Annotated in this window: 18 protein-coding genes; 5 read left to right on the top strand and 13 right to left on the bottom strand. The window is 46.9% G+C overall.

Features of this window, described 5'->3' with window-relative positions:
• Positions 1–1,647: an acetolactate synthase 2 catalytic subunit gene (gene ilvG / locus OC193_RS15590; protein WP_048662693.1), complete on the bottom strand. Its 1,647-nt coding sequence runs from the start codon at positions 1,645–1,647 to the stop codon at positions 1–3.
• 472 nt (positions 1,648–2,119) lie between these two features.
• Between ilvG and OC193_RS15585 the strand changes: the two genes are divergently transcribed.
• Entirely contained in the window at positions 2,120–3,643 is a 1,524-nt protein-coding gene (locus OC193_RS15585; protein ID WP_048657825.1) for a YifB family Mg chelatase-like AAA ATPase, read from the top strand.
• Positions 3,644–3,758: 115 nt separating this feature from the next.
• Here the strand turns inward: OC193_RS15585 and OC193_RS15580 are convergent, their stop codons facing one another.
• From OC193_RS15580 to OC193_RS15555, 6 genes are all read right to left on the bottom strand, one after another.
• Positions 3,759–4,712, bottom strand: a complete 954-nt coding sequence (locus tag OC193_RS15580) for a DUF2860 domain-containing protein (RefSeq protein ID WP_048657826.1) — start codon at positions 4,710–4,712, stop codon at positions 3,759–3,761.
• 138 nt (positions 4,713–4,850) lie between these two features.
• Positions 4,851–5,450, bottom strand: coding sequence for a thiol:disulfide interchange protein DsbA/DsbL (locus tag OC193_RS15575; RefSeq protein WP_048657827.1), 600 nt, complete (start codon positions 5,448–5,450; stop codon positions 4,851–4,853).
• A gap of 55 nt (positions 5,451–5,505) precedes the next feature.
• The gene (locus tag OC193_RS15570) at positions 5,506–6,492 is read right to left on the bottom strand and encodes a serine/threonine protein kinase (protein WP_048662692.1); all 987 of its coding nucleotides are present in this window, start codon (positions 6,490–6,492) and stop codon (positions 5,506–5,508) included.
• Positions 6,493–6,566: 74 nt separating this feature from the next.
• Positions 6,567–7,985, bottom strand: coding sequence for a cytochrome c oxidase accessory protein CcoG (gene ccoG, locus OC193_RS15565; protein ID WP_048662691.1), 1,419 nt, complete (start codon positions 7,983–7,985; stop codon positions 6,567–6,569).
• A gap of 325 nt (positions 7,986–8,310) precedes the next feature.
• Positions 8,311–8,574, bottom strand: a complete 264-nt coding sequence (locus OC193_RS15560; RefSeq protein WP_009848104.1) for a YihD family protein — start codon at positions 8,572–8,574, stop codon at positions 8,311–8,313.
• A gap of 131 nt (positions 8,575–8,705) precedes the next feature.
• The gene (locus OC193_RS15555) at positions 8,706–8,873 is read right to left on the bottom strand and encodes a hypothetical protein (RefSeq protein ID WP_004739323.1); all 168 of its coding nucleotides are present in this window, start codon (positions 8,871–8,873) and stop codon (positions 8,706–8,708) included.
• Between the two features lie 283 nt (positions 8,874–9,156).
• Between OC193_RS15555 and OC193_RS15550 the strand changes: the two genes are divergently transcribed.
• Both OC193_RS15550 and trhA read left to right on the top strand, forming a co-directional pair.
• A complete protein-coding gene (locus tag OC193_RS15550; protein ID WP_048610874.1) occupies positions 9,157–9,948 on the top strand; it encodes a sporulation protein in 792 nt (263 codons plus the stop codon).
• Positions 9,949–10,104: 156 nt separating this feature from the next.
• Positions 10,105–10,758, top strand: coding sequence for a PAQR family membrane homeostasis protein TrhA (trhA, locus tag OC193_RS15545; RefSeq protein ID WP_048657830.1), 654 nt, complete (start codon positions 10,105–10,107; stop codon positions 10,756–10,758).
• Here trhA and OC193_RS15540 read toward each other — a convergent pair.
• The 6 genes from OC193_RS15540 to def all read right to left on the bottom strand — a co-directional run bounded on the left by OC193_RS15540 (position 10,755) and on the right by def (position 17,239).
• The gene (locus OC193_RS15540; RefSeq protein WP_048662690.1) at positions 10,755–11,330 is read right to left on the bottom strand and encodes a DUF3157 family protein; all 576 of its coding nucleotides are present in this window, start codon (positions 11,328–11,330) and stop codon (positions 10,755–10,757) included. The two genes, trhA and OC193_RS15540, sit on opposite strands and share 4 nt — an antisense overlap.
• A gap of 26 nt (positions 11,331–11,356) precedes the next feature.
• Entirely contained in the window at positions 11,357–12,802 is a 1,446-nt protein-coding gene (locus OC193_RS15535) for a TrkH family potassium uptake protein (RefSeq protein WP_048662689.1), read from the bottom strand.
• Between the two features lie 80 nt (positions 12,803–12,882).
• Positions 12,883–14,259, bottom strand: a complete 1,377-nt coding sequence (gene trkA, locus OC193_RS15530; RefSeq protein WP_004735766.1) for a Trk system potassium transporter TrkA — start codon at positions 14,257–14,259, stop codon at positions 12,883–12,885.
• A 109-nt stretch (positions 14,260–14,368) separates the two neighbouring features.
• Positions 14,369–15,649 carry a 16S rRNA (cytosine(967)-C(5))-methyltransferase RsmB gene (rsmB, locus tag OC193_RS15525; protein WP_048657833.1) on the bottom strand — a complete coding sequence of 427 codons (1,281 nt, stop codon included), beginning with the start codon at positions 15,647–15,649 and terminating at the stop codon, positions 14,369–14,371.
• A gap of 92 nt (positions 15,650–15,741) precedes the next feature.
• Positions 15,742–16,689 (bottom strand): methionyl-tRNA formyltransferase, encoded by a 948-nt coding sequence (gene fmt, locus OC193_RS15520; protein WP_048657834.1) that lies wholly within the window; start codon positions 16,687–16,689, stop codon positions 15,742–15,744.
• A gap of 37 nt (positions 16,690–16,726) precedes the next feature.
• Positions 16,727–17,239, bottom strand: a complete 513-nt coding sequence (gene def / locus OC193_RS15515) for a peptide deformylase (protein ID WP_048611208.1) — start codon at positions 17,237–17,239, stop codon at positions 16,727–16,729.
• A gap of 140 nt (positions 17,240–17,379) precedes the next feature.
• Here def and OC193_RS15510 point away from each other — a divergent pair, with 140 nt between their 5' ends.
• Both OC193_RS15510 and dprA read left to right on the top strand, forming a co-directional pair.
• Entirely contained in the window at positions 17,380–18,471 is a 1,092-nt protein-coding gene (locus OC193_RS15510) for a LysM peptidoglycan-binding domain-containing protein (protein WP_048657835.1), read from the top strand.
• Positions 18,468–19,580, top strand: a complete 1,113-nt coding sequence (gene dprA, locus OC193_RS15505) for a DNA-processing protein DprA (RefSeq protein WP_048662688.1) — start codon at positions 18,468–18,470, stop codon at positions 19,578–19,580. The genes OC193_RS15510 and dprA overlap by 4 nt, the downstream gene beginning before the upstream one ends.
• The last annotated feature ends 2 nt before the right edge of the window (positions 19,581–19,582 follow it).

The raw sequence follows: 19,582 nt of genomic DNA, 5'->3' as shown, positions 1-19,582 counted from the left end.
TTATGTGTTCTCCAACATCTCACTGTTTGAAGCACCTGGCGGTACTAGTGGCCATACGTTTTCTTCTTCATCGATAAGAACATGAAGTAGGTAAGCGGTTTTGCTCTCTAGCATCTCTTTCAATGCTGGTTCTACTTCTTCTTTACGAGTGATGGTTTTGCCCGGGATGTCGAACGCTTTCGCGAGCATCACGAAATTAGGGTTGTCATCCAAGATAGTTTCACTGTGGCGGCCATCAAAGAACAGCGATTGCCATTGGCGAACCATGCCCAAGCGAGAGTTATTAAGCAGTACCATCTTCACTGGGATCTGACGACGCTTTAAGGTGCCAAGCTCTTGAATGTTCATCATGAACGAGCCATCACCAGAGATTAGAATCGATTGGTCATCAGGACGACCAACCGACGCACCCATAGCCGCTGGTAAACCAAAGCCCATGGTGCCTAAACCGGCAGAGGTAATGAAGTTTTGTGGATCGCGAGGCTGAATGTGCTGGGCTGCCCACATCTGGTGTTGGCCAACATCGGTCGAAACGATAGAGCTTGCTGGCATCATGTCAGATAATTGTTTTAACAGCAGTGGAGCAAAGATCAGATCGCCAGGGTGGTCGTAACGCCATTTGAATGAGCTACGAAGCCCTTCAGAGTGGTGAACCCAAGAGGAGATGTCTTGGCTTAGCTCTAGTTGAGGCATGATCTTGTTGATGTCACCGCGAATTGGCGCGTTGGCCAGACGCAGTTTGCTGAACTCTGCTGCATCGATATCGATATGGATAACCTTCGCGTGTGGCGCAAAAGTATCGAGTTTGCCTGTTACTCGGTCATCAAAACGGGCACCGACAACAATCAGTAGGTCACTCTCTTGAACTACAAGGTTAGCGGCTTTAGTGCCGTGCATACCCAGCATGCCAAGGTAGTGTGGGTCATCACGTTCGATAGTTCCCAAGCCTTTTAGTGTGCTTACGGCTGGCATTGGGTTAAGGCGTAAAAACTCACGAACCGCATCGGTTGCTTTAGCAAGTTGAACACCACCACCTACGTATAAAACAGGACGGGTTGCTTGAGATAAGAAGTACTGCGCCTGTTCAATGGCATCAGTTGTTGAAACAGGAATTGCGGGTGGAGTAAATTCAGGAAGAGAGTTAACTGGAGCTTCAGCCAGTTGAACATCTTTAGCGATATCGACGATAACCGGGCCAGGACGACCAGACTTCGCAACCACAAACGCTTCAGCGAGGGTTGGAGCAAGATCTTCAATATCAGTCACTAGGTAGCTGTGTTTAGTACATGACAGAGACATACCAATCACATCCATTTCTTGGAATGCATCGGTACCAATGTGGGAACTTGCAACCTGACCTGTGATTGCAACCATTGGGATAGAGTCCATAAAGGCATCAGCAAGGCCAGTGACTAGGTTGGTTGCACCTGGGCCAGACGTTGCCATACAAACAGCGACATCTTGTGTTGCTCGAGCCATGCCGATCGCGGCCATAGCAGCGCCTTGCTCATGGCGACATAGGATATGTTCAACCCCGCCGTCATAGAGTGCATCGTAGATTGGCATGATGGCACCACCTGGGTAACCAAATACGGTCTCAATTCCTTGTTGCTTGAGTGCGGATACGACTAGTTCTGCGCCTTTCATCGGAATTCTCCCGTATTACCTTTATTTTGGTAACTGTTTCCTTTGTCTCTGCACATCTTGTGCTCCCATTCTTCCTGTAAATCGGCAAAGCCGAAAATGCTCAAAAATATAAAAATCGAATGTTTAAATTAGAAAAAACCCCCGGACTTGTCAGTGCGGGGGTTTTTTCTAATTCGTGGTTACTTTCTTCCCACTCGCCCCCGCGCAGTCTTAATAATGACTACGATAATCAGGTTAATCAGTGCGTAAATGCGAGCGTTAAAAATCATAATATTCGAGTTTTCTCGTTTATTGTCTTCAGTAAATGTCTACATCTCTAGTGTTATCACACAAATCTGCCGCATGACAAGGAAAATGTCATTCTTTTTTCACATTAAAACACCATTCCACCAAGCTATATAACAACCTTATAGCTTTGGTGAGCAACGAATATCCAGAGTGAATACTTTTAAATCAAAGACAAAGGAAAGTTATGGGACTCGCGATAATTCATAGTCGAGCTAGTGTGGGTGTAGAGGCGCCAGAAGTGACCGTTGAGGTGCATATAAGCAACGGAATGCCTGGCTTTACGCTGGTGGGGCTACCTGAAACAACGGTCAAGGAATCTAAAGATCGAGTGAGAAGCGCGATCATCAATTCCCGCTTTGAGTTTCCATCCAAAAGAATCACGGTCAACCTCGCCCCTGCCGATTTACCCAAGGAAGGAGGTCGTTTCGACCTGCCAATCGCGCTTGGGATTTTAGTGGCATCGGATCAGCTACCGACATCAAAAATAGCTCAGCATGAATTCATCGGTGAGTTGGCGTTGTCAGGAGAGCTACGTTCAGTAAAGGGTGTGTTGCCAGCGACGTTAGCCGCCGATAGCGTCGAACGATGCTTAGTTGTCCCACATCATAACGGTGATCAGGCAGCGTTGGTGGGCAAGGGAGCCCATAAATCAGCGCAAACCTTGTTAGAGGTTTGCGCGGACATGTGTGGACAGGCTCAGCTTGGCCTATATAGAACGGAACATCATCAGGCTGATGTTTCAGTGCTTCGCGACCTTCAAGATATTATCGGTCAACAACAAGGCAAGCGAGCTCTGGAGATAGCAGCCGCTGGCAACCATAACTTACTGTTCCTTGGCCCTCCGGGAACCGGAAAAACCATGCTCGCTTCTCGGTTACGCGATTTGTTACCGGAGATGAGTGATGACGAGGCGATGGAAACCGCATCGGTGGCCTCGCTAACGCAGCAAGAGATCAATCAATACAATTGGAAGCAGAGGCCATTTCGTTCACCTCACCATTCGAGTTCGATGGCTGCATTAGTGGGAGGTGGGTCAGTCCCTCGCCCCGGTGAGATCTCTCTGGCGCATAATGGATTACTGTTTCTAGATGAGATGCCGGAGTTTGAACGCAAGGTGCTCGATTCACTGCGCGAGCCGCTAGAGTCGGGCGAGATTATTATTTCACGCGCGGCAGGTAAGACTCGTTTCCCTGCTCGCTTTCAGTTGGTCGGCGCCTTGAATCCAAGCCCGACTGGTTATTACGAAGGCAATCAAGCACGCGCTAATCCGCAGATCATTTTGCGTTATCTTAATCGATTGTCTGGGCCATTGCTTGATCGCTTTGATATGTCCTTAGAGATCCCACTACTGCCTAAAGGGATGTTGGCTGAAGGTGGCGATCGTGGTGAAACCACCCAAGTCGTAAAACAAAGGGTCAAACAGGCTCGTCAAACCATGTTATCTAGAAACCATAAATCGAATGCACTGCTCGGTAGTCGAGAAATAGAGAAGTATTGCCCATTGCGACGTGAAGATGCGGAGTTTCTCGAGACTGCACTGCATCGATTGGGTCTGTCGATTCGTGCTTATCATCGAATCATTAAGGTAGCACGAACCATTGCCGACCTTGACGGTAACGAGCAGATCGAAAAGAAACACCTATCAGAAGCGTTGGGCTATCGAGCTATGGATAGATTATTGAAGCAACTCACGGCACAAGCTGTGTAGTCATGCTAATGGTAGTAAACAACTGGCCATTTATTTACTGTGATTGGTATACAAACAAAAAAGCCTGCTTCAGTGAGCAGGCTTTGGTTTGATAATTTATTGGCGCTGGCTGGAGTTAGAATTTGTAGTTCAAGCCAACTGAAACGATGTATTGAGACTCGTCGTAGAAGGTGATATTGGAATCGCTAGTGCCGTAACCCGCAAGAGATACGAACGACCAGTTTTCCCAATCCATGAATTGATCATATTCATAGGCGGCGAATAGATTGATGTTGTCGTCGCTGCGTTTCTTTTGGAAAGTGATGCTGCTTGCATCATAAGAGCGTTGGTTGTAACCCGCCGTTAGTGCGTATTGATGACGTCCCATACCACCAAATAAGCTGACCTCACCACCGAACTGCTCGAACGATGCCGCATCGCCGTCTGCATCACTTGATTGATAAATCAAAGACGGTACCAGCATCATAGTACGGCTAATCGGCTGGCGATATTGACCTTTCAGGTAGAAGGTATCGGCGTCGCGTTTTAGTGCTTCTTCAACGCGATCTTCTTCCACATCTTTGGTGGCGTAGGCCATGTCTAGCGAGAAAGCTGACCCCACAATGTTGCTTAGCTTCAAACGAAACGCATTGCCAGTTTCATCGGTCTTCGTGCGAGCTGATGTGGTGTTGTACGGATCAGCCCAAGTTTCACCCGACATAATGGTTGGCAGCAGTGAAGCGTCGATCACCATTCCAGACTCAAGCTGGTATTTGTAACCAACCTCTAGCACTACAGTACCTGTCGCTACGTCATCACGAGCGGTACCTGTGTAAACCTGATGGTTCAGATTTTCACCAAAGGTGTAAGCAATGCTGCCGAGAGGTGCAACTAAAAACGAGCTCTCAGACGAAGCTTTTTGATTGGTTGAGGAGATCTTACTGTCAGCGTCGGTATTAAAATTTGAGGTCGAAGAAGTGACACCGGTGTTGATAGATATTTCACCACTGAAACCTGGCTCATCAGCAAGCTTGGCAAACGCGGGCGCAGTAGCAACGCTCAATGCCAGGAGAGTTATTTTTATGTTCATTTAAGGGCTCCTTGCCCACCGATTCTTAGGACGGGTTATTAATATCAGTAAAGTACTACGTTTTTTGGCTGATTATTTATCAATGATGATTTTTGAACTAGTAAAAAAAGGAAGCCGAAGCTTCCTTTCATCAATGGCTTACTTCTTCAATAAGAAGTTAACGAGCTCGAAGTACTCATCAAGAGAGCTGATACCTTGAGCTTCTACTAGGTAGCGGTTATTCACTATGACTGCTGGTACGCCAGAAAGGCCGCTGTCTTTGAATGCTTTGTCGAAGCGACGAACCATAGAATCTACAGCAAAGCCGTTGTATGCCGCATCGAATTTCTTAGCATCAACGCCTTCATCTAGGAAGATTTGACGCAATTCGGCTTCATCACGTGGTGGCTTGTTCATGGTGTGGATGCGGTTAAACATCACTGGTACCATTTTGTCTTCAACTTTCAGTGCAATCATGGTCGCGTAAGCTTTGCTCATTGGCAGACCCATGTTGCCACCCATGAATGAAACATGGTTCTTCTGTAACTTAGCGTCTTTAGGTAGCTGCTGTTTTAGCTGCTGGATGATTGGCTCAAAGCTATTACAGTGTGGGCAGTAAAAAGAGAAGAACTCTGTCACCATTGGTTTTTTTGATGCTTCTAGATCGAGAACTTTGTAGTGTTCACCTTCGTTAAATTTCGCAGCGTGAGCTGAAAGGCTCAACATGATCAATGAGAAAAATGCGAATAGCTTTTTCATTTATCCAATCTCCATTATGTTTGAATTTTTATCTAGTTGTATGTTGCGATTGCTGTTACCACTGAGGCATTAACGAAAGTGGTGGCTCTTGCAGGGTAGCAATTTGCTCTTTACAAGCAAGTACTTGTTGCTCCCAATATTTCGGATCATTAAACCACGGGAAGGCTAATGGAAACGCTGGATCGTGCCATCGCTTCGCTAACCATGCCATGTAATGCACCATACGTAGACCGCGTAGTGGTTCGATTAGTTTCAGTTGCGAGGTATTAAAATCGCAAAACTCTTGATAACTCTCTAGCAGAATATCGAGTTGCATCAGTTTATCTTGGCGTTCACCGTTGAGTAGCATCCACAGATCTTGTATCGCAGGGCCATTACGTGCGTCATCAAGATCGACGAACATTGGTCCATCGCGCCACAAGATGTTGCCTGGGTGGCAATCACCATGCAGGCGGATGTTGTCAATGTTGCTCGGCCACTGACTCTCTAGCTCTTTTATCAGAAGGTCTACGTCATTGAAGAACGCTTTTTCTAGGTGTGTCGGGATAAACTGAGAGTTCTCTAGAATCTTACGTGGCTGATAAAGGTATTCATCTAAGCTGATGGTCGGGCGATGTTGGAATGTTCTTCCCGCGCTGGCTTTATGAATACGACCCAGAAAACGTCCAACGCCTTCCAGTTGATCTAGATTGTCGACTTCATACTGTCTGCCGCCAACGCTTTCGAACAATGCAAACAGGTAGCCTTGATATTCATGCAAGGTTTCACCGTTGACTCGCATTGGTGGAGCGACAGGCATCTCTTGTTCAATCAGTTCTAACGCGAAGTCGTGCTCTTCTTGGATCTGGGCTTTGTTCCAGCGCTGCGGACGATAAAACTTAACGACGTAGCGTTTACGGTCTTCATCGGTGAATTGATAGACCCGATTTTCGTAACTGTTGAGAGCGAGAAGCCCGGATTCAGCACGAACTCCAATACTCTCCAGTGCGTACCACATGAAGTCAGGAGTCAGGTTATCAAAATTAAAGGCTTGCATCGTCATAGAATAAAAAAGGCTCATTACTGAGCCTTTTTCCATTTATTGGGTTGTTATACCAAGCGCTAAGGAGGCTGGTATCAGAGCTTCTTGATAAAGCGGCTTTCGACTTCCATCGTAAACTCTTCATTATCCGAGAGTATAAACTGAATTGTCGAAACTGGTGAGCTCAGTTTTTCTGGGTCGGCGCCTAAACTGATAGGTAGGTTCAAAACCTCGCCTGGATCGACAGTAATCGTCTGTTTGCCGTACCAGATAGAATCGGGCAGTCCGCTAACATCGAGCTTGTACTCTTGCTCTTGTTGAGTCTTGTTGATCACTTTCAAGGTGTAGGTGTTTTCAACCAACCCTTGGTTATTGACTCTGAACAACTGGTTTCGGTCACGCAGAACACTTAGGCCGGCAGGATCAACGCTCGCGATTTGGGCGAAGAACAAGCCCAGCATCACGATCAAGATGGCGCCATAGCCCAACAGTTTAGGACGCATTACCTTGGTCGAGTGACCTTCAAGTCTGTGCTCGGTGGTGTAGTTGATCAGGCCTTTCTCGTAGCCCATACGCTCCATGGTGTTGTCACAGGCATCAATACACGCGCCGCAGTTAATACACTCATATTGCAGGCCGTCACGGATATCGATACCCGTTGGGCACACTTGAACACATAGATTACAGTCAATACAGTCGCCTAGACCAAGCTCTTTTGGATCGGCTTTACGAGAGCGAGGGCCACGGCTTTCACCGCGTTCTGAATCGTAGCCCACGATGAAGGTGTCTTTGTCGAACATTGCCGATTGGAAACGCGCGTAAGGACACATGTGCAGACAAACAATCGAGCGCATCCAACCAGCATTGGCATAAGTACACCCAGCAAAGAACAGTACCCAAAACACCGGCCAGAAAGACGAGTTAAAGGTAAAGAAGCCAACCACTAACTCTTTAATTGGGATGAAGTAACCAACAAAGGTTAAGCCCGTCGCAATGGCAATCGCCCACCACGCAATGTGTTTGAGGGTTTTTCTGAGGATTAAATTGCTCGTTAGTTTGCCCGAGTCTTGTTTTCTTCGCTTATTGGCAGCACCTTCTAGTTTCTCTTCGAACCAAATGTACATGAAGGTCCAGACGGTTTGCGGGCATAAATAGCCACACCAGACACGGCCTAAGAAGGTGGTTATGAAGAATAAGCCAAACGCAGCAATCATAAATAGGATCGCGAGTAGGGTCAGATCTTGCGGGTATAAGGTGGTGCCAAAGAAGTTGAACTGTTGGTTGCCGATATCGAGCAAGATCGCTTGGCGTTCACCAAATGGAATCCATGGAATAAGCGCAAAAAGTAAAAGTAAGAACCAACCGCCATAACGACGCAGTTGTTGGAATTTACCTTTGCTTTCTCGAACATAGATTCGGTTACTTGGGTTAAATCGATCTCCATTACCTTTATGTGTTTTCGGGTTAAAGGTTTTAGGAGTCACATCTTTGATATCGATTTTATCCTGACTCATGAACTATCCTTTTTGTGGCTTGTTTGCCCGGTTAAATCGGGCATGACGACATTACTTGAAAGTATGGTTTAGAGAACCTGTTGAAATTGAGCTTGGTGCATTTGTTGTTATCGCACTCACTCTTATTATTTTAGAAGATTCTTATGGATGGCGATTATAGCGACAATCTTGTTCTCATTTCTTTAACGCTATCAACCTTTAACAACAAAAGTCATAACAGTTGTGACGAAAAAATAGCGAACAGAAACAAAAAAGCGACCTGGCGGTCGCTTTTTAAATTGAGTGTTTTATCTATACGGCAATTGAGTTCTAAACAAGTGGGCGACTAAAGAAGGCCACGTGCTTTTAGAATTGCGGTTTTGAAATCATCTTCTTGGTCTTTTTTCAGGCCTGGGATCATTTCATCTTTTTCGCTGTTGCGCATTTTTAGGTGGTAGATAAGAACATCGTCAGTCAGTTCTTCAAGCTTGCCTTGGTAGCCCGCTTCTTTTGATAGCTTAATGATGAACTCTAATAGGTTAAGCTCTTGATCTTTCTGCCACTCAGGCTCCATCAGTTCAAGCAGTTCTTCAATGCGGTGACACTTCATACTTTATTTCTCCACAAATTTTATAATGATTTGTGGCTAAGGTATCAAATCGGATAGGGAATACCAATGTGTAAACACATTTCAAGATGGGAGCGGGCAAGAAAAAAGCGCAGTAAAAACTGCGCTTTTTGTTAAGCGGCTTTAATCACTTTTGTTGTAGTCGGTGCTAATAAAGCAGTCTTCTCAACTAGAGTCATTGTAGGAGCCAATTTCTTAGCCGTTGGAGCAGCAACAAAGCCACTACGACGACGCATCGCACTACGGTTGGTGTGCGAGAACCTGACAGCTGTTGGGCGCATTAATTTACCTAACGGTCAGGCATATCCATTGCCAATCTAATGGCCTGATTTACCATGAGCTCCACTTCAATTGCTTGAAGCGTTACTCGTCTGGCTTTCGCCAATCCGAAGAATAAATCAGGATAATGATATGCATGCATATCAAGGCTTAGATTATCACTATCTAAGTTATCGATCGACGCCTGAGTGATAAATAGACGATATTAGAGCTAAAATAGTGTGAGCAGTATATTTGAGTTTGAACCTCTTTCAGGCTTAAGATGATGCTTTAAAGGAGGTGCATATGTCGTTCTTAAAGAAAACGTTAGCAAGTTTTGGAATTGGATCTGCCAAGGTGGATTCTGTATTGCAACAGGAAGTGCTTTATCCAGGTAAGAAAGCGAGCATTATTGTGCATGTCTATGGTGGCGCTCAGCCACAAGAGATCGACAATATCGATCTCAACTTGTGCTGTCGTTACGTTAAAGAAGTTACCATGAACTCGCAAAGGCAAGAAGGTGGTCAAACACGTCGAATGCACCAGACATACTCGTTGGCCAAATGGAGCCTGCCGTATGCCTTTGTTATTCAGCCGGGTGAAACCCGTGATTTTGAATGTGAGTTTGATGTCCCGCTGAACACACCGGTCACGATTGGTGATTCAAAGGTGTGGCTAGAAACCGGGTTGGATATTGCGATGGCAATTGATCCATCGGATAAAGACATCTTAACGGTTCGTCCTGATGCACTCCTCGATGGTATTTTTAACGAACTTGAAGCTCAAGGGCTGCGCATTCGCCAAGTGGAGTGTGAAGCGGTAGAAGGCTTTGAACTGCCATTTGTACAAGAGTTTGAGTTTGTACCGACTACGGGTCCTTATCATGGCCGCTGGCGTGAGCTTGAAGTTGTTGCCCATCGTGACGAAACTGAGCTTAAGCTTTGGTTTGAGATAGATCGCAATCGCGACGGTGCCAAAGGCATGTTGGCGAGTTTATTGGGAGTGGGCCAGCTACAGCGTCAATTGAGTGTGCCATTGGATACCTCTCCAGAAGAAGCCGGCAAGATGGTACTTGAGTATCTAGATAGCGCCTCTTAATTCGCTTTTTGGTTCTTTAGTTTTAGAGAGCCTAGCCTTATCACACTGTTTAGGCGTCATTGATGTCATAAAAGCTGTCATAAAAATTTAAGCTTACACGTGTAAGCTTAATGTGCAATACTAGGTCAATTGAACATTTACTCTAGTAGGATACTCATGTCTGCATCATCAGCTAGCGAATACAGCGACATCGAAGAACGCGCTAATGCGATAACCCACGGCTTGGGCGTCGTGCTTGGCGTTATTGGTCTGATCTTGCTACTGATTCGCGCGTTTGATTACCAAGCCGACATGTTGACGGTTGCCAGTATGACAATCTATGGCAGCAGCATTATCCTGCTCTTTCTTGCTTCCACGCTTTATCACTCGATCACCACAGAAAAAACTAAGCGTTTACTAAAAACCCTCGATCACTGTGCGATTTATTTACTGATCGCAGGTAGCTACACGCCGTTTTTATTGGTTGGCTTAAGAACCCCATTGGCAATGGGCTTGATGGCGGTTATTTGGGGAATTGCGCTGGTCGGTATCATCATGAAGATTGCCTTCGTTTACCGATTCAAGCGCTTATCGCTGTTCATTTACTTAGCGATGGGCTGGCTATCTTTGATTGTTGTTTATCAATTAGCGATGAACATCGATATAGGTGGTTTGGTGTTGTTAGCGGTTGGCGGGGTGATCTATTCGCTGGGTGTGATTTTCTATGTTGCAAAACGCATCCCTTACAACCATGCAATCTGGCACTTGTTTGTATTGGCGGGTTGCGCTTGCCATTTCTTCGCTATCTATCTGTACGTGACTCCGGTTTAGCGAGCCAGTACTTCAGTAATCTCAGCTTTAATCTGATATTCAGGGTGTTGTTCTAGGTCGATCTTGATTAGCTTGCCTTCTTCACCCGTCTTTGGTCGCAAGTATGTGTCAGCCATACGTTTGATTGATTTCCATACAGCAACTTCTTCTTCTGCCAACAACGTACCTTCTGCAGTAAATACGCTGATGTTAAGTGATACTAAAATGACAGCTTGAGTGCCTTGGTTGGTGATGGCTGTCGGAATGATAAGTTCACCACCTTCATAGCGACTTGCACCCAGTACAACATCCACTCCTGATTGAGACAGCTGTAAGCTTGGCTTTTTACTATTCACTACAATCGTAGTGCCACGCGTGTTCGTCGTAACTGGGACAGCGACTACGGGTACTGCTGCGACAGGCTCGGCGATCTCTGAAGTTGTCGCTACTTCTTCCGCTTGTTTCTGTGCCACGTACTGCCACGTAAAGTCGTCTTTCAGTAGTACTTGTTTTCCATCTTGTAGAGTCACCATTTGGTCGGCGAAGGCTGAACTGCTCAGCAGAGCGCTTGCGATAAGTAGGTATGATTTCATCTCTGTTTCCTTAAATATTCGTGCAATTAGCGTCGCCAGAAGGCTGGGAAGAATAGAACGATCAGCGTCAGTATCTCGAGTCTTCCCATCAACATACCAAGGCTTAATAGCCACTTTGCAGCGTCTGGCAGCGGCGCAAAGTTCCCAGTTGGACCGATCACATTGCCCATGCCTGGACCAACGTTGGCAACGGCTGTGATAGCGCCAGATATACTAGTCACAGGATCAAGTCCCATCGCACTCAAGCCACCAGCAATTAAGATAATCGTAATAAAGAACATCAAACCAAATGCGACCAGTGAACGCACAATGTCGTCATTCACTGGGCGTTGGTTATAGCGCTGAACAAAGACACCCGATGGGTGGATCAGCTTCATCATTTGTTTATGAAGCATGGTCATCGCGATCTGGAAGCGGAAGATTTTGATACCGCCAGAGGTTGAACCCGAGCACGCGCCCGCCATCATTAAAAACGCAAACAAGGTAGTCGGTAGTGCACCCCACGCGGTGAAGTCTTCTAAGCCAAAACCGGTTGTGGTGACGACTGACACTATGTTGAACATCGAAACACGCATTGCATCCATGATGGTGTAGTCATCCCTAACCACCAGCCATGTCGATATTACGGCACTGGTGACCAAGAATAGATACGTGAAGCCTCTCACTTGAGCGTCTTTGTAGAGGATTGAGAGTTTTCTACCACGCAGTGCGCTAACAAACAGTAAGAACGGCAGACCGCCAAGGAACATGAACAGGGTTCCCACCCAGTGAGCACTGTTAGAGAAGTGGTTCATTGAGCTATCTGAGGTTGAGTAACCACCCGTCGACAGTGTTGTGAAGGCGTGATTGATCGCATCAAAGATGCCCATGCCTGCAAACAGATAGCTAATGATGCACAAGCCAGTCAGAACCAGATAAACCGCCACGATGTTCTTCGCGACCGTTTTTGCTCGTGGGCTGCTTTTATCTGACCAATCTGATGATTCGGTTTGGAACAGGCGCATACCACCGACGTTGAGCATTGGTAGAACCGCTACCGCCATAACGATGAAGCCGATGCCGCCTAACCATTGCAGTATAGAGCGCCACAACAGAATGCTTGGTGCCATGCTGTCTAAGCCGCTCAATACAGTTGAGCCAGTCGTGGTGATACCAGACATGGTTTCAAAATAGGCGTCGGTGAAGCTGATGTGGTTGATGAAGACAAACGGCAGTGCAGCAAAGGCACTGGCAATCGTCCATACCAGAGAGGTGATCAGGAACATGTCCCGTACCCCAAGTCGGAACTTAGCTGAACGGCCTAAACTCAAGCAGATGAACGCCACTATGTGCGTGATCACTACCGACTGACCAAACTCGAGGAAGCCACCGGTGCCTGTAAAAAAGGCAACCAATGTAGGGATGTACATGAAAAGGGCGAGTTTTGATAACACTAACCCTATCACTAATAATATCGGACGAAAGTTGACCATAGCTTAATAGACCATCGCTTTGTGCCGAAGCGTCGTTCTCACAAGAAGAAGGTTGTGAGAACAAGCTTACGAGAACAAGGCTATAAAAAGAACGGGCTCGGTTGGAATAGAGACTCAACATCAGGTACGTATTTCTTGTCCACTAGGAACATAACTACGTGGTCATCTTGTTCGATCACGGTTCTATCGTGCGCGATAAGCACCTCTTCTCCGCGAACAATCGCACCAATCGTGGTGCCCGGTGGTAGTTTGATGTCGCCAATCGCTCGGCCAACGACTTTAGATGTGGTTTCGTCACCGTGCGCAATCGCTTCGATTGCCTCTGCAGCGCCGCGACGCAGAGATGATACGTTTACAATATCAGCACGACGAACGTGAGTGAGCAGCGCAGAAATGGTCGCTTGTTGTGGAGAGATAGCAATATCAATCACACCACCCTGAACAAGGTCGACGTAAGCACCACGCTGAATCAGTACCATTACCTTCTTGGCACCCATTCGCTTAGCCAGCATCGCTGACATGATGTTGGTTTCATCTTCATTGGTTAGGGCAATGAACACGTCCACTTGATCGATGTTCTCTTCGGTCAGCAGCTCTTGGTCTGCGGCATCACCACAGAAGACGATGGTGTTTTCTAACTCTTCAGACAACTTCTCGGCACGAGTGTAACTGCGCTCAATAAGTTTGATGCTGTAGCTCTGTTCAAGGCGTTTAGCCAAGCTTGCACCAATGTTACCACCACCGACAATCATGATGCGGCGGTACGGTTTCTCTAGGCGTTGCAGTTCACTCATTACTGAGCGGATATGGTTACTTGCCGCCACAAAGAACACTTCATCATCGGCTTCAATGATGGTGGTGCCTTGTGGGCGAATAGGGCGACCTTGACGGAAAATAGCGGCAACACGAGTATCGATGTGCGGCATGTGCTCACGCAAGGCAGATAGGGCGTTACCGACCAGTGGACCACCGTAGTAGGCTTTTACTGCTACTAGGCTAACTTTCTGTTCAGCAAAGCTCACAACCTGCAATGCACCTGGATATTGAATCAGGCGTTCGATGTAGCTGGTCACTAGCTCTTCGGGTGCGATCAGGTGGTCTACTGGGATAGCACCTGATTTGAATAGTGCTTCTTTTTCTTCTAGGTATTGAGGAGAACGAATACGAGCAATTCGGTTTGGCGTATTGAAAAGAGAGAAAGCAACCTGACACGCAGCCATATTGGTTTCATCCATATTGGTTACGGCAACCAACATGTCGGCATCTTGCGCACCTGCTTCACGTAGTGTGTTTGGGTGGCTGGCATAACCGTTTACAACCCTAAGGTCGTACTTATCCTGAAGTTCACGAAGTCGGTCAGCATTACGGTCGACAATGGTGATGTCGTTGTTTTCACCAACTAGGTTTTCAGCAAGGGTACCGCCAACTTGTCCAGCACCTAGGATAATGATCTTCATAGCCTTTCTCTTATTTTTGCCGTGGTAATTCTAGTGCGTGCATTTTGCTTCGATAATGCACTAGAAAGAAACAGCGGCTAAGAAATAAATTCTTAGCCGCTGTTAGTTGTTATGCCTGTTTTACTAGAACTGCGTAGTAGAAGCCATCCATATCTTCTTCCCCAGGCAGTATTTGACGACCCGGATTTTCGATATCAGACCCAACCAGCGTTGCGTTCTCTGTACGTGCTAGGAATGCTTTCACTTGCAGCACGTTTTCTTGCGGCGTGATAGAACATGTCGCATAAACCATGGTGCCGCCTTCTTTCAGCTGACGCCACATAGCATCCATAATCTCGCTTTGCAGTTCAGCCAGCGCGTCAATGTCAGATGCACGACGTAGCCACTTGATGTCAGGGTGACGGCGAATTACGCCAGTCGCTGAACAAGGTGCATCAAGCAGAATACGGTCGAACTTATCACCCATCCACCACTCTTCAGGGTAGCGAGCATCGCCACAAATTACGTCGGCACGCAGTTGTAGGCGCTCAAGGTTATCGTAAACACGGTCTAGACGTTTGATGTCGCAGTCAATCGCAACCACTTCAGTATCGTTGGTATGCTCAAGAATGTGTGCCGTTTTACCACCTGGCGCAGCACAGCAATCTAGGATCAGCTCACCATCTTTTGGTGTTAGGTAATCAACCGAAAGCTGAGCAGCAGCGTCTTGCACAGATACCCAACCTCTGTCGAAGCCAGGAAGCAAAGTAACATCACAAGGTGCAGCTAATTTTATGGCATCGGCTGCTTCAGGGTGCAATGTGTATTCAATGTTTTCGTTTTTAAGCAGCTCAACATACTCGTCACGAGTGTGGTGTTGGCGGTTAACGCGCAGCCACATTGGTGCCTTGCTGTTGTTTGCTTCAACCAGTTGCTCCCATTGATTTGGGTAGCTCTCTTGAAGCATTTTTAGAATCCAGCTTGGGTGGCCGTATTTGCCTGCATTGTGGCTAACGGCTTTCTCGTCTAGTTCTTCTTGGTCACGTAGGTAGCTACGTAGTACAGCGTTGATCAAACCACTCAGGCTTGGGCCACGCAGTGTTTTAGTACCCTCAACCGTTTCAGCAACCGCGGCATGCGAAGGGATACGCATGAAGCTTAGTTGGTAAATGCCCACCAAGATTAGGTGGTGGAATACACGCTTTTTACCTTTAAGCGGGTTTTCCATTAGTTCGTTAGCGATTGACTCTAAACGAGGCAGGTAACGAAGTGCGCCGTAGCAAATCTCTTGCAGTAGAGCATGGTCTCGCGGACGGATCGTTTTTTGAGCCGCAGGGAGAGCGTGTGAAAGAGAGTGGCCTTTATCGACAACTTGGAATAGGACATTTGCAGCAGCAGCGCGAACATTCATGAGGGGTACCGAATATTTATTTGAATACATGAGGGCATCTCTGCCCTCGTAAAGGTTTTCTAAGCTGCGTAATTAACAGCTTTAAAAGCGGATTAAGAAAGTTGAGTACCAACTTCAAACCAGCTTGCACGTGAGTTCAAGATATCCTGAACTGACATGGCTTTTTTACCTGGAACTTGCAGTTGTTCGAGAACAAGTACGCCTTGCCCTGTCGCTACATAGATACCAGTTTTATCGGCTTGCAGAATGGTACCTGCAGGCTTATCAGAAGCTTGCTCTGCCACACGGCTTTGCCATACTTTAATGCTGTTCTCAGCAGCTTCAAAGTGGCTCATTGGCCATGGGTTGAAGGCACGAACGCAGCGCTCAATATGCGCAGCGTCATCACTCCAGTTGATACGCGCTTCTTCTTTGCTTAGCTTCTTGGCGTAGTTAGCCAGTTCGTCGTCTTGCTTTTCAGCCACCGTTTTACCAGAAGCGATGTCAGATAAACACTCAACAAGCGCATCAGGGCCAAGGCCTGCTAGCTTTTCGTACATAGAAGCGCTGGTATCTGTCGCTTCAATTGGTAGCGTTGCGATACTTAGCATATCACCCGTATCTAGGCCGATATCCATCTGCATGATCGTTACGCCGGTCTCTTTATCACCCGCCCAAATAGAGCGTTGAATCGGAGCAGCACCACGCCAGCGCGGTAGGATAGAGCCATGTACGTTGATACAACCCAAGCGAGGCGTATCTAATACAACCTGTGGAAGCAATAAGCCGTAAGCGACAACCACCATGATGTCAGCGTTCAACTCAGCTAGCTCTTGCTTAGCCTCATCTGACTTGAAGTTTTCTGGTTGGTAAACCGGAATATCGTTCTCAAGTGCGATGTTTTTTACTGGACTCGCAGTCAGTTTTTTACCGCGGCCTGCTGGGCGATCTGGCTGTGTGTAAACAGCAATAACTTCATGCTCCGAAGACAACAACGCCGCCAAGTGACGGGCGGCGAAATCCGGAGTACCTGCGAAGACAATTCTTAAAGACTGACTCAAGGTAGGCTTCCTTCTAATTTAGTAATAGCAGCGGTTATTAACCTTGTTTCTCGTTGAAACGTTTAATCTTCGCTAGCTTATCTTGGATACGTTTACGCTTTAGTGGCGATAGGTAATCAACAAACAACTTGCCTTCTAGGTGGTCAAGTTCGTGCTGAACACAGATAGCCAGAAGGTCATCAGCGTCGAATGTGAATTCGTTGCCGTCACGGTCTAATGCTTTAACCGTTACTTCTGCAGCGCGAGGTACTAGAGCTCGAGCGCCTGGTACAGACAGACAGCCTTCTTCGATACCATCTTCGCCACGTTTGTCGGTAATTTCAGGGTTGATTAGAACCATAGGTTCGTCACGTGTTTCTGAAATATCGATAACAACGATGCGCTGGTGGAAATCCACTTGCGTTGCCGCAAGGCCGATACCTTCTTCGTCGTACATGGTTTCAATCATGTCATCAACGAACTTTTGAATCTCTGGGGTAACTTCTTTTACCGGTTTCGCCACGGTACGTAGACGATCATCTGGTAATGTTAATACTTGTAATACAGACATATACACTCGAAATATTGAACTGTGCCGAAACAGCTTAAACCTTGTTGGCTCAATTCTAGACATTTTAGAGGTCAAATGACAGCATCCTGAAGGTAATTCTCAAATCAGATGTCATATATTCAGACCAAGGAAGTTAGGTCATGCGTCATTTTTCTCCCATTTTTTCTCTTGTTTGTGCCTCTCTTTCGTTCGCCGCTACGGCTGAAAATAGTGCTCAACCTTTAACCATAAAGCAGGGCGCACCTGAGGCGTACGTGGTGGTAAAGGGTGATACTTTGTGGGATATCTCTGCGATGTACCTCGATAGTCCATGGCTGTGGCCGAGGTTATGGCAGGTAAACCCTGAGATAGAAAATCCTCACCTTATTTACCCCGGAGATAAATTGTCGCTGGTTTGGATTAATGGCGAGCCTGTCTTGAGCCTCAAACCCGTCATTAAGCTAAGCCCTAAGATTCGTGTATCAGAGAAGAAAGCGGTGCCAACCGTCAATGAGGGGCTGGTTCTGCCTTATCTGCAATCTGATCGCTTGGTTGAACAGCAAGATATTCAATCGGTTCAACGAGTGTTAGGGACCAGTGATGGTAAGAGATTCTTATCGGGTGAAGACCGGTTGTTTATCTCGGGCAACCAACAACATCAAAAGTGGGGTATCTACCGCGCCGTTGAAACCTACCAGCGACAGCAACCTCAAGCGAGTATGACCTCGTTGCGTTTGGTCGCCACGGCACGCTTAAAAGAAGTGGACGCTGAGTTCAGTAGCTTACAGATAGAGACTCAGCTGCAAGAAGTACTGCTTAACGATCTTGTGTTGCCAGAGCTTGGTGTTGATCAGGTGAAGCTCTCAACCACATTTTATCCAGCGCCTAGTGCTGCGGGTCAGTTTGCCAATATATTGGGTTCATTGGATGGCAGCCAATACAGCGCAAAGAATCAGGTCGTTGTTATCAACAAAGGCTCGCAGGACAACCTTCGCCAGGGCTCTATGTTCACCCTTAGCGAGAGCGGGGCTGTGGTGTTTGGTAAGCAAGGTGAATACAGCTATAAAGAATCAGCGGCGAGCGATAAGGTGCAATTGCCAAGTACGTCACTGGGTAGTTTGATGGTCATTCGCCCTTACGAGTATTTTAGTTTGGCGTTGATCACTCAAAGCTCCAAACCGGTTAGTAATGACATTCTGGCGGTATCGCCTTTGGATCTTGCGTTGACGGAAGAGGTTAAGGGCACCGAGTGAATGAGCAACAACTGAGTGCTTGGTTAACTTTAAGTTTTGTTCCGCAGTTGGGTGGCAAGCGCCTTTCTCGACTGCTGAGTATTGATTCCCCATCGAATATTGTTGGTTACTCCAGCCAACAGCTGCAAGCGATTGGTTTGTCAGCCAAGCAAATCTCCTACTTAAGACAGCAAGCCCCTAAAGAAGTGGAGGCTTGCCTGGCGTGGCAAGCGAGTCAGACCAACCATCACATCATTACCCTTAATTGTCCTCATTATCCCAAACTGCTGAACGAGACAGCCTCCGCACCAAGTGTGCTTTTCGTTAAAGGTCATGTTGAAAAACTGATTGAGCCTCAAATCGCGATGGTCGGTAGTCGTAACGCCAGTCTCGAAGGGCTGCAAACTGCGAAGTCCTTCGCTAAAGAGTTTGTCCAAAACGGCTTGATTGTCACCAGTGGTTTAGCGCTCGGTATCGATGGCTATGCTCATGATGGTGCTCTAGATAAAGGAGGGGAAACTTTTGCTGTGTTGGGCTCTGGCTTGGATTCCATTTATCCTGCGCGACACCGAAATCTAGCGGAGAGGATCTGTGAAAATGGTGCGTTGATTTCAGAATTCCGCCCAAACGCTAAACCTCGACCTGAACATTTCCCACGGCGTAACCGTATTATAAGTGGATTGTCTTTGGGGACTCTCGTCGTTGAGGCGGCCGAGAAAAGCGGTTCTTTGATTACGGCGCGTTATGCGATGGAGCAAGGTCGCGAAGTGTTTGCGCTTCCCGGTTCGATTCATAACCCAACCAGTCGCGGAGGCAACAGTCTAATTAAGGCAGGAGCATGTTTGGTACAGAGCGCTCAAGATGTTCTAATTGAAATAAAGAGTCTGTTAGACTGGTCTATAGATCAGCAGCCCAGTTTGTTCGAACCTACGCCGAACAAGAGTGAAAATGAACAATTGCCATTTCCACAGCTGTTAGCTAACGTAGGATTAGAGGCGACACCCGTTGATATTTTGGCACAGAGAACCCATATACCTGTGCATGAGGTCATGATGCAGCTTTTAGAGCTTGAGCTCTCAGGGCATGTTGTTGCAGTTTCCGGTGGCTATATTCGAAAGGGGAGAGGCTAGCT

It is taken from the genome of Vibrio crassostreae (assembly GCF_024347415.1).
GTDB classification, from domain to species: domain Bacteria; phylum Pseudomonadota; class Gammaproteobacteria; order Enterobacterales; family Vibrionaceae; genus Vibrio; species Vibrio crassostreae.
The sequence above is the reverse complement of the archived record's forward strand: the minus strand, read 5'-3'. Positions and strand labels throughout refer to the sequence as shown.

What these genes read in the sequence shown, in the direction of transcription:
- ilvG (WP_048662693.1), bottom strand. Translation starts at nt 1,647, where the DNA reads ATGAAAGGCGCAGAACTAGTCGTATCCGCACTCAAGCAACAAGGAATT.
- OC193_RS15585 (WP_048657825.1), top strand. Translation starts at nt 2,120, where the DNA reads ATGGGACTCGCGATAATTCATAGTCGAGCTAGTGTGGGTGTAGAGGCG.
- OC193_RS15580 (WP_048657826.1), bottom strand. Translation starts at nt 4,712, where the DNA reads ATGAACATAAAAATAACTCTCCTGGCATTGAGCGTTGCTACTGCGCCC.
- OC193_RS15575 (WP_048657827.1), bottom strand. Translation starts at nt 5,450, where the DNA reads ATGAAAAAGCTATTCGCATTTTTCTCATTGATCATGTTGAGCCTTTCA.
- OC193_RS15570 (WP_048662692.1), bottom strand. Translation starts at nt 6,492, where the DNA reads ATGACGATGCAAGCCTTTAATTTTGATAACCTGACTCCTGACTTCATG.
- ccoG (WP_048662691.1), bottom strand. Translation starts at nt 7,985, where the DNA reads ATGAGTCAGGATAAAATCGATATCAAAGATGTGACTCCTAAAACCTTT.
- OC193_RS15560 (WP_009848104.1), bottom strand. Translation starts at nt 8,574, where the DNA reads ATGAAGTGTCACCGCATTGAAGAACTGCTTGAACTGATGGAGCCTGAG.
- OC193_RS15555 (WP_004739323.1), bottom strand. Translation starts at nt 8,873, where the DNA reads ATGCGCCCAACAGCTGTCAGGTTCTCGCACACCAACCGTAGTGCGATG.
- OC193_RS15550 (WP_048610874.1), top strand. Translation starts at nt 9,157, where the DNA reads ATGTCGTTCTTAAAGAAAACGTTAGCAAGTTTTGGAATTGGATCTGCC.
- trhA (WP_048657830.1), top strand. Translation starts at nt 10,105, where the DNA reads ATGTCTGCATCATCAGCTAGCGAATACAGCGACATCGAAGAACGCGCT.
- OC193_RS15540 (WP_048662690.1), bottom strand. Translation starts at nt 11,330, where the DNA reads ATGAAATCATACCTACTTATCGCAAGCGCTCTGCTGAGCAGTTCAGCC.
- OC193_RS15535 (WP_048662689.1), bottom strand. Translation starts at nt 12,802, where the DNA reads ATGGTCAACTTTCGTCCGATATTATTAGTGATAGGGTTAGTGTTATCA.
- trkA (WP_004735766.1), bottom strand. Translation starts at nt 14,259, where the DNA reads ATGAAGATCATTATCCTAGGTGCTGGACAAGTTGGCGGTACCCTTGCT.
- rsmB (WP_048657833.1), bottom strand. Translation starts at nt 15,649, where the DNA reads ATGAATGTTCGCGCTGCTGCTGCAAATGTCCTATTCCAAGTTGTCGAT.
- def (WP_048611208.1), bottom strand. Translation starts at nt 17,239, where the DNA reads ATGTCTGTATTACAAGTATTAACATTACCAGATGATCGTCTACGTACC.
- OC193_RS15510 (WP_048657835.1), top strand. Translation starts at nt 17,380, where the DNA reads ATGCGTCATTTTTCTCCCATTTTTTCTCTTGTTTGTGCCTCTCTTTCG.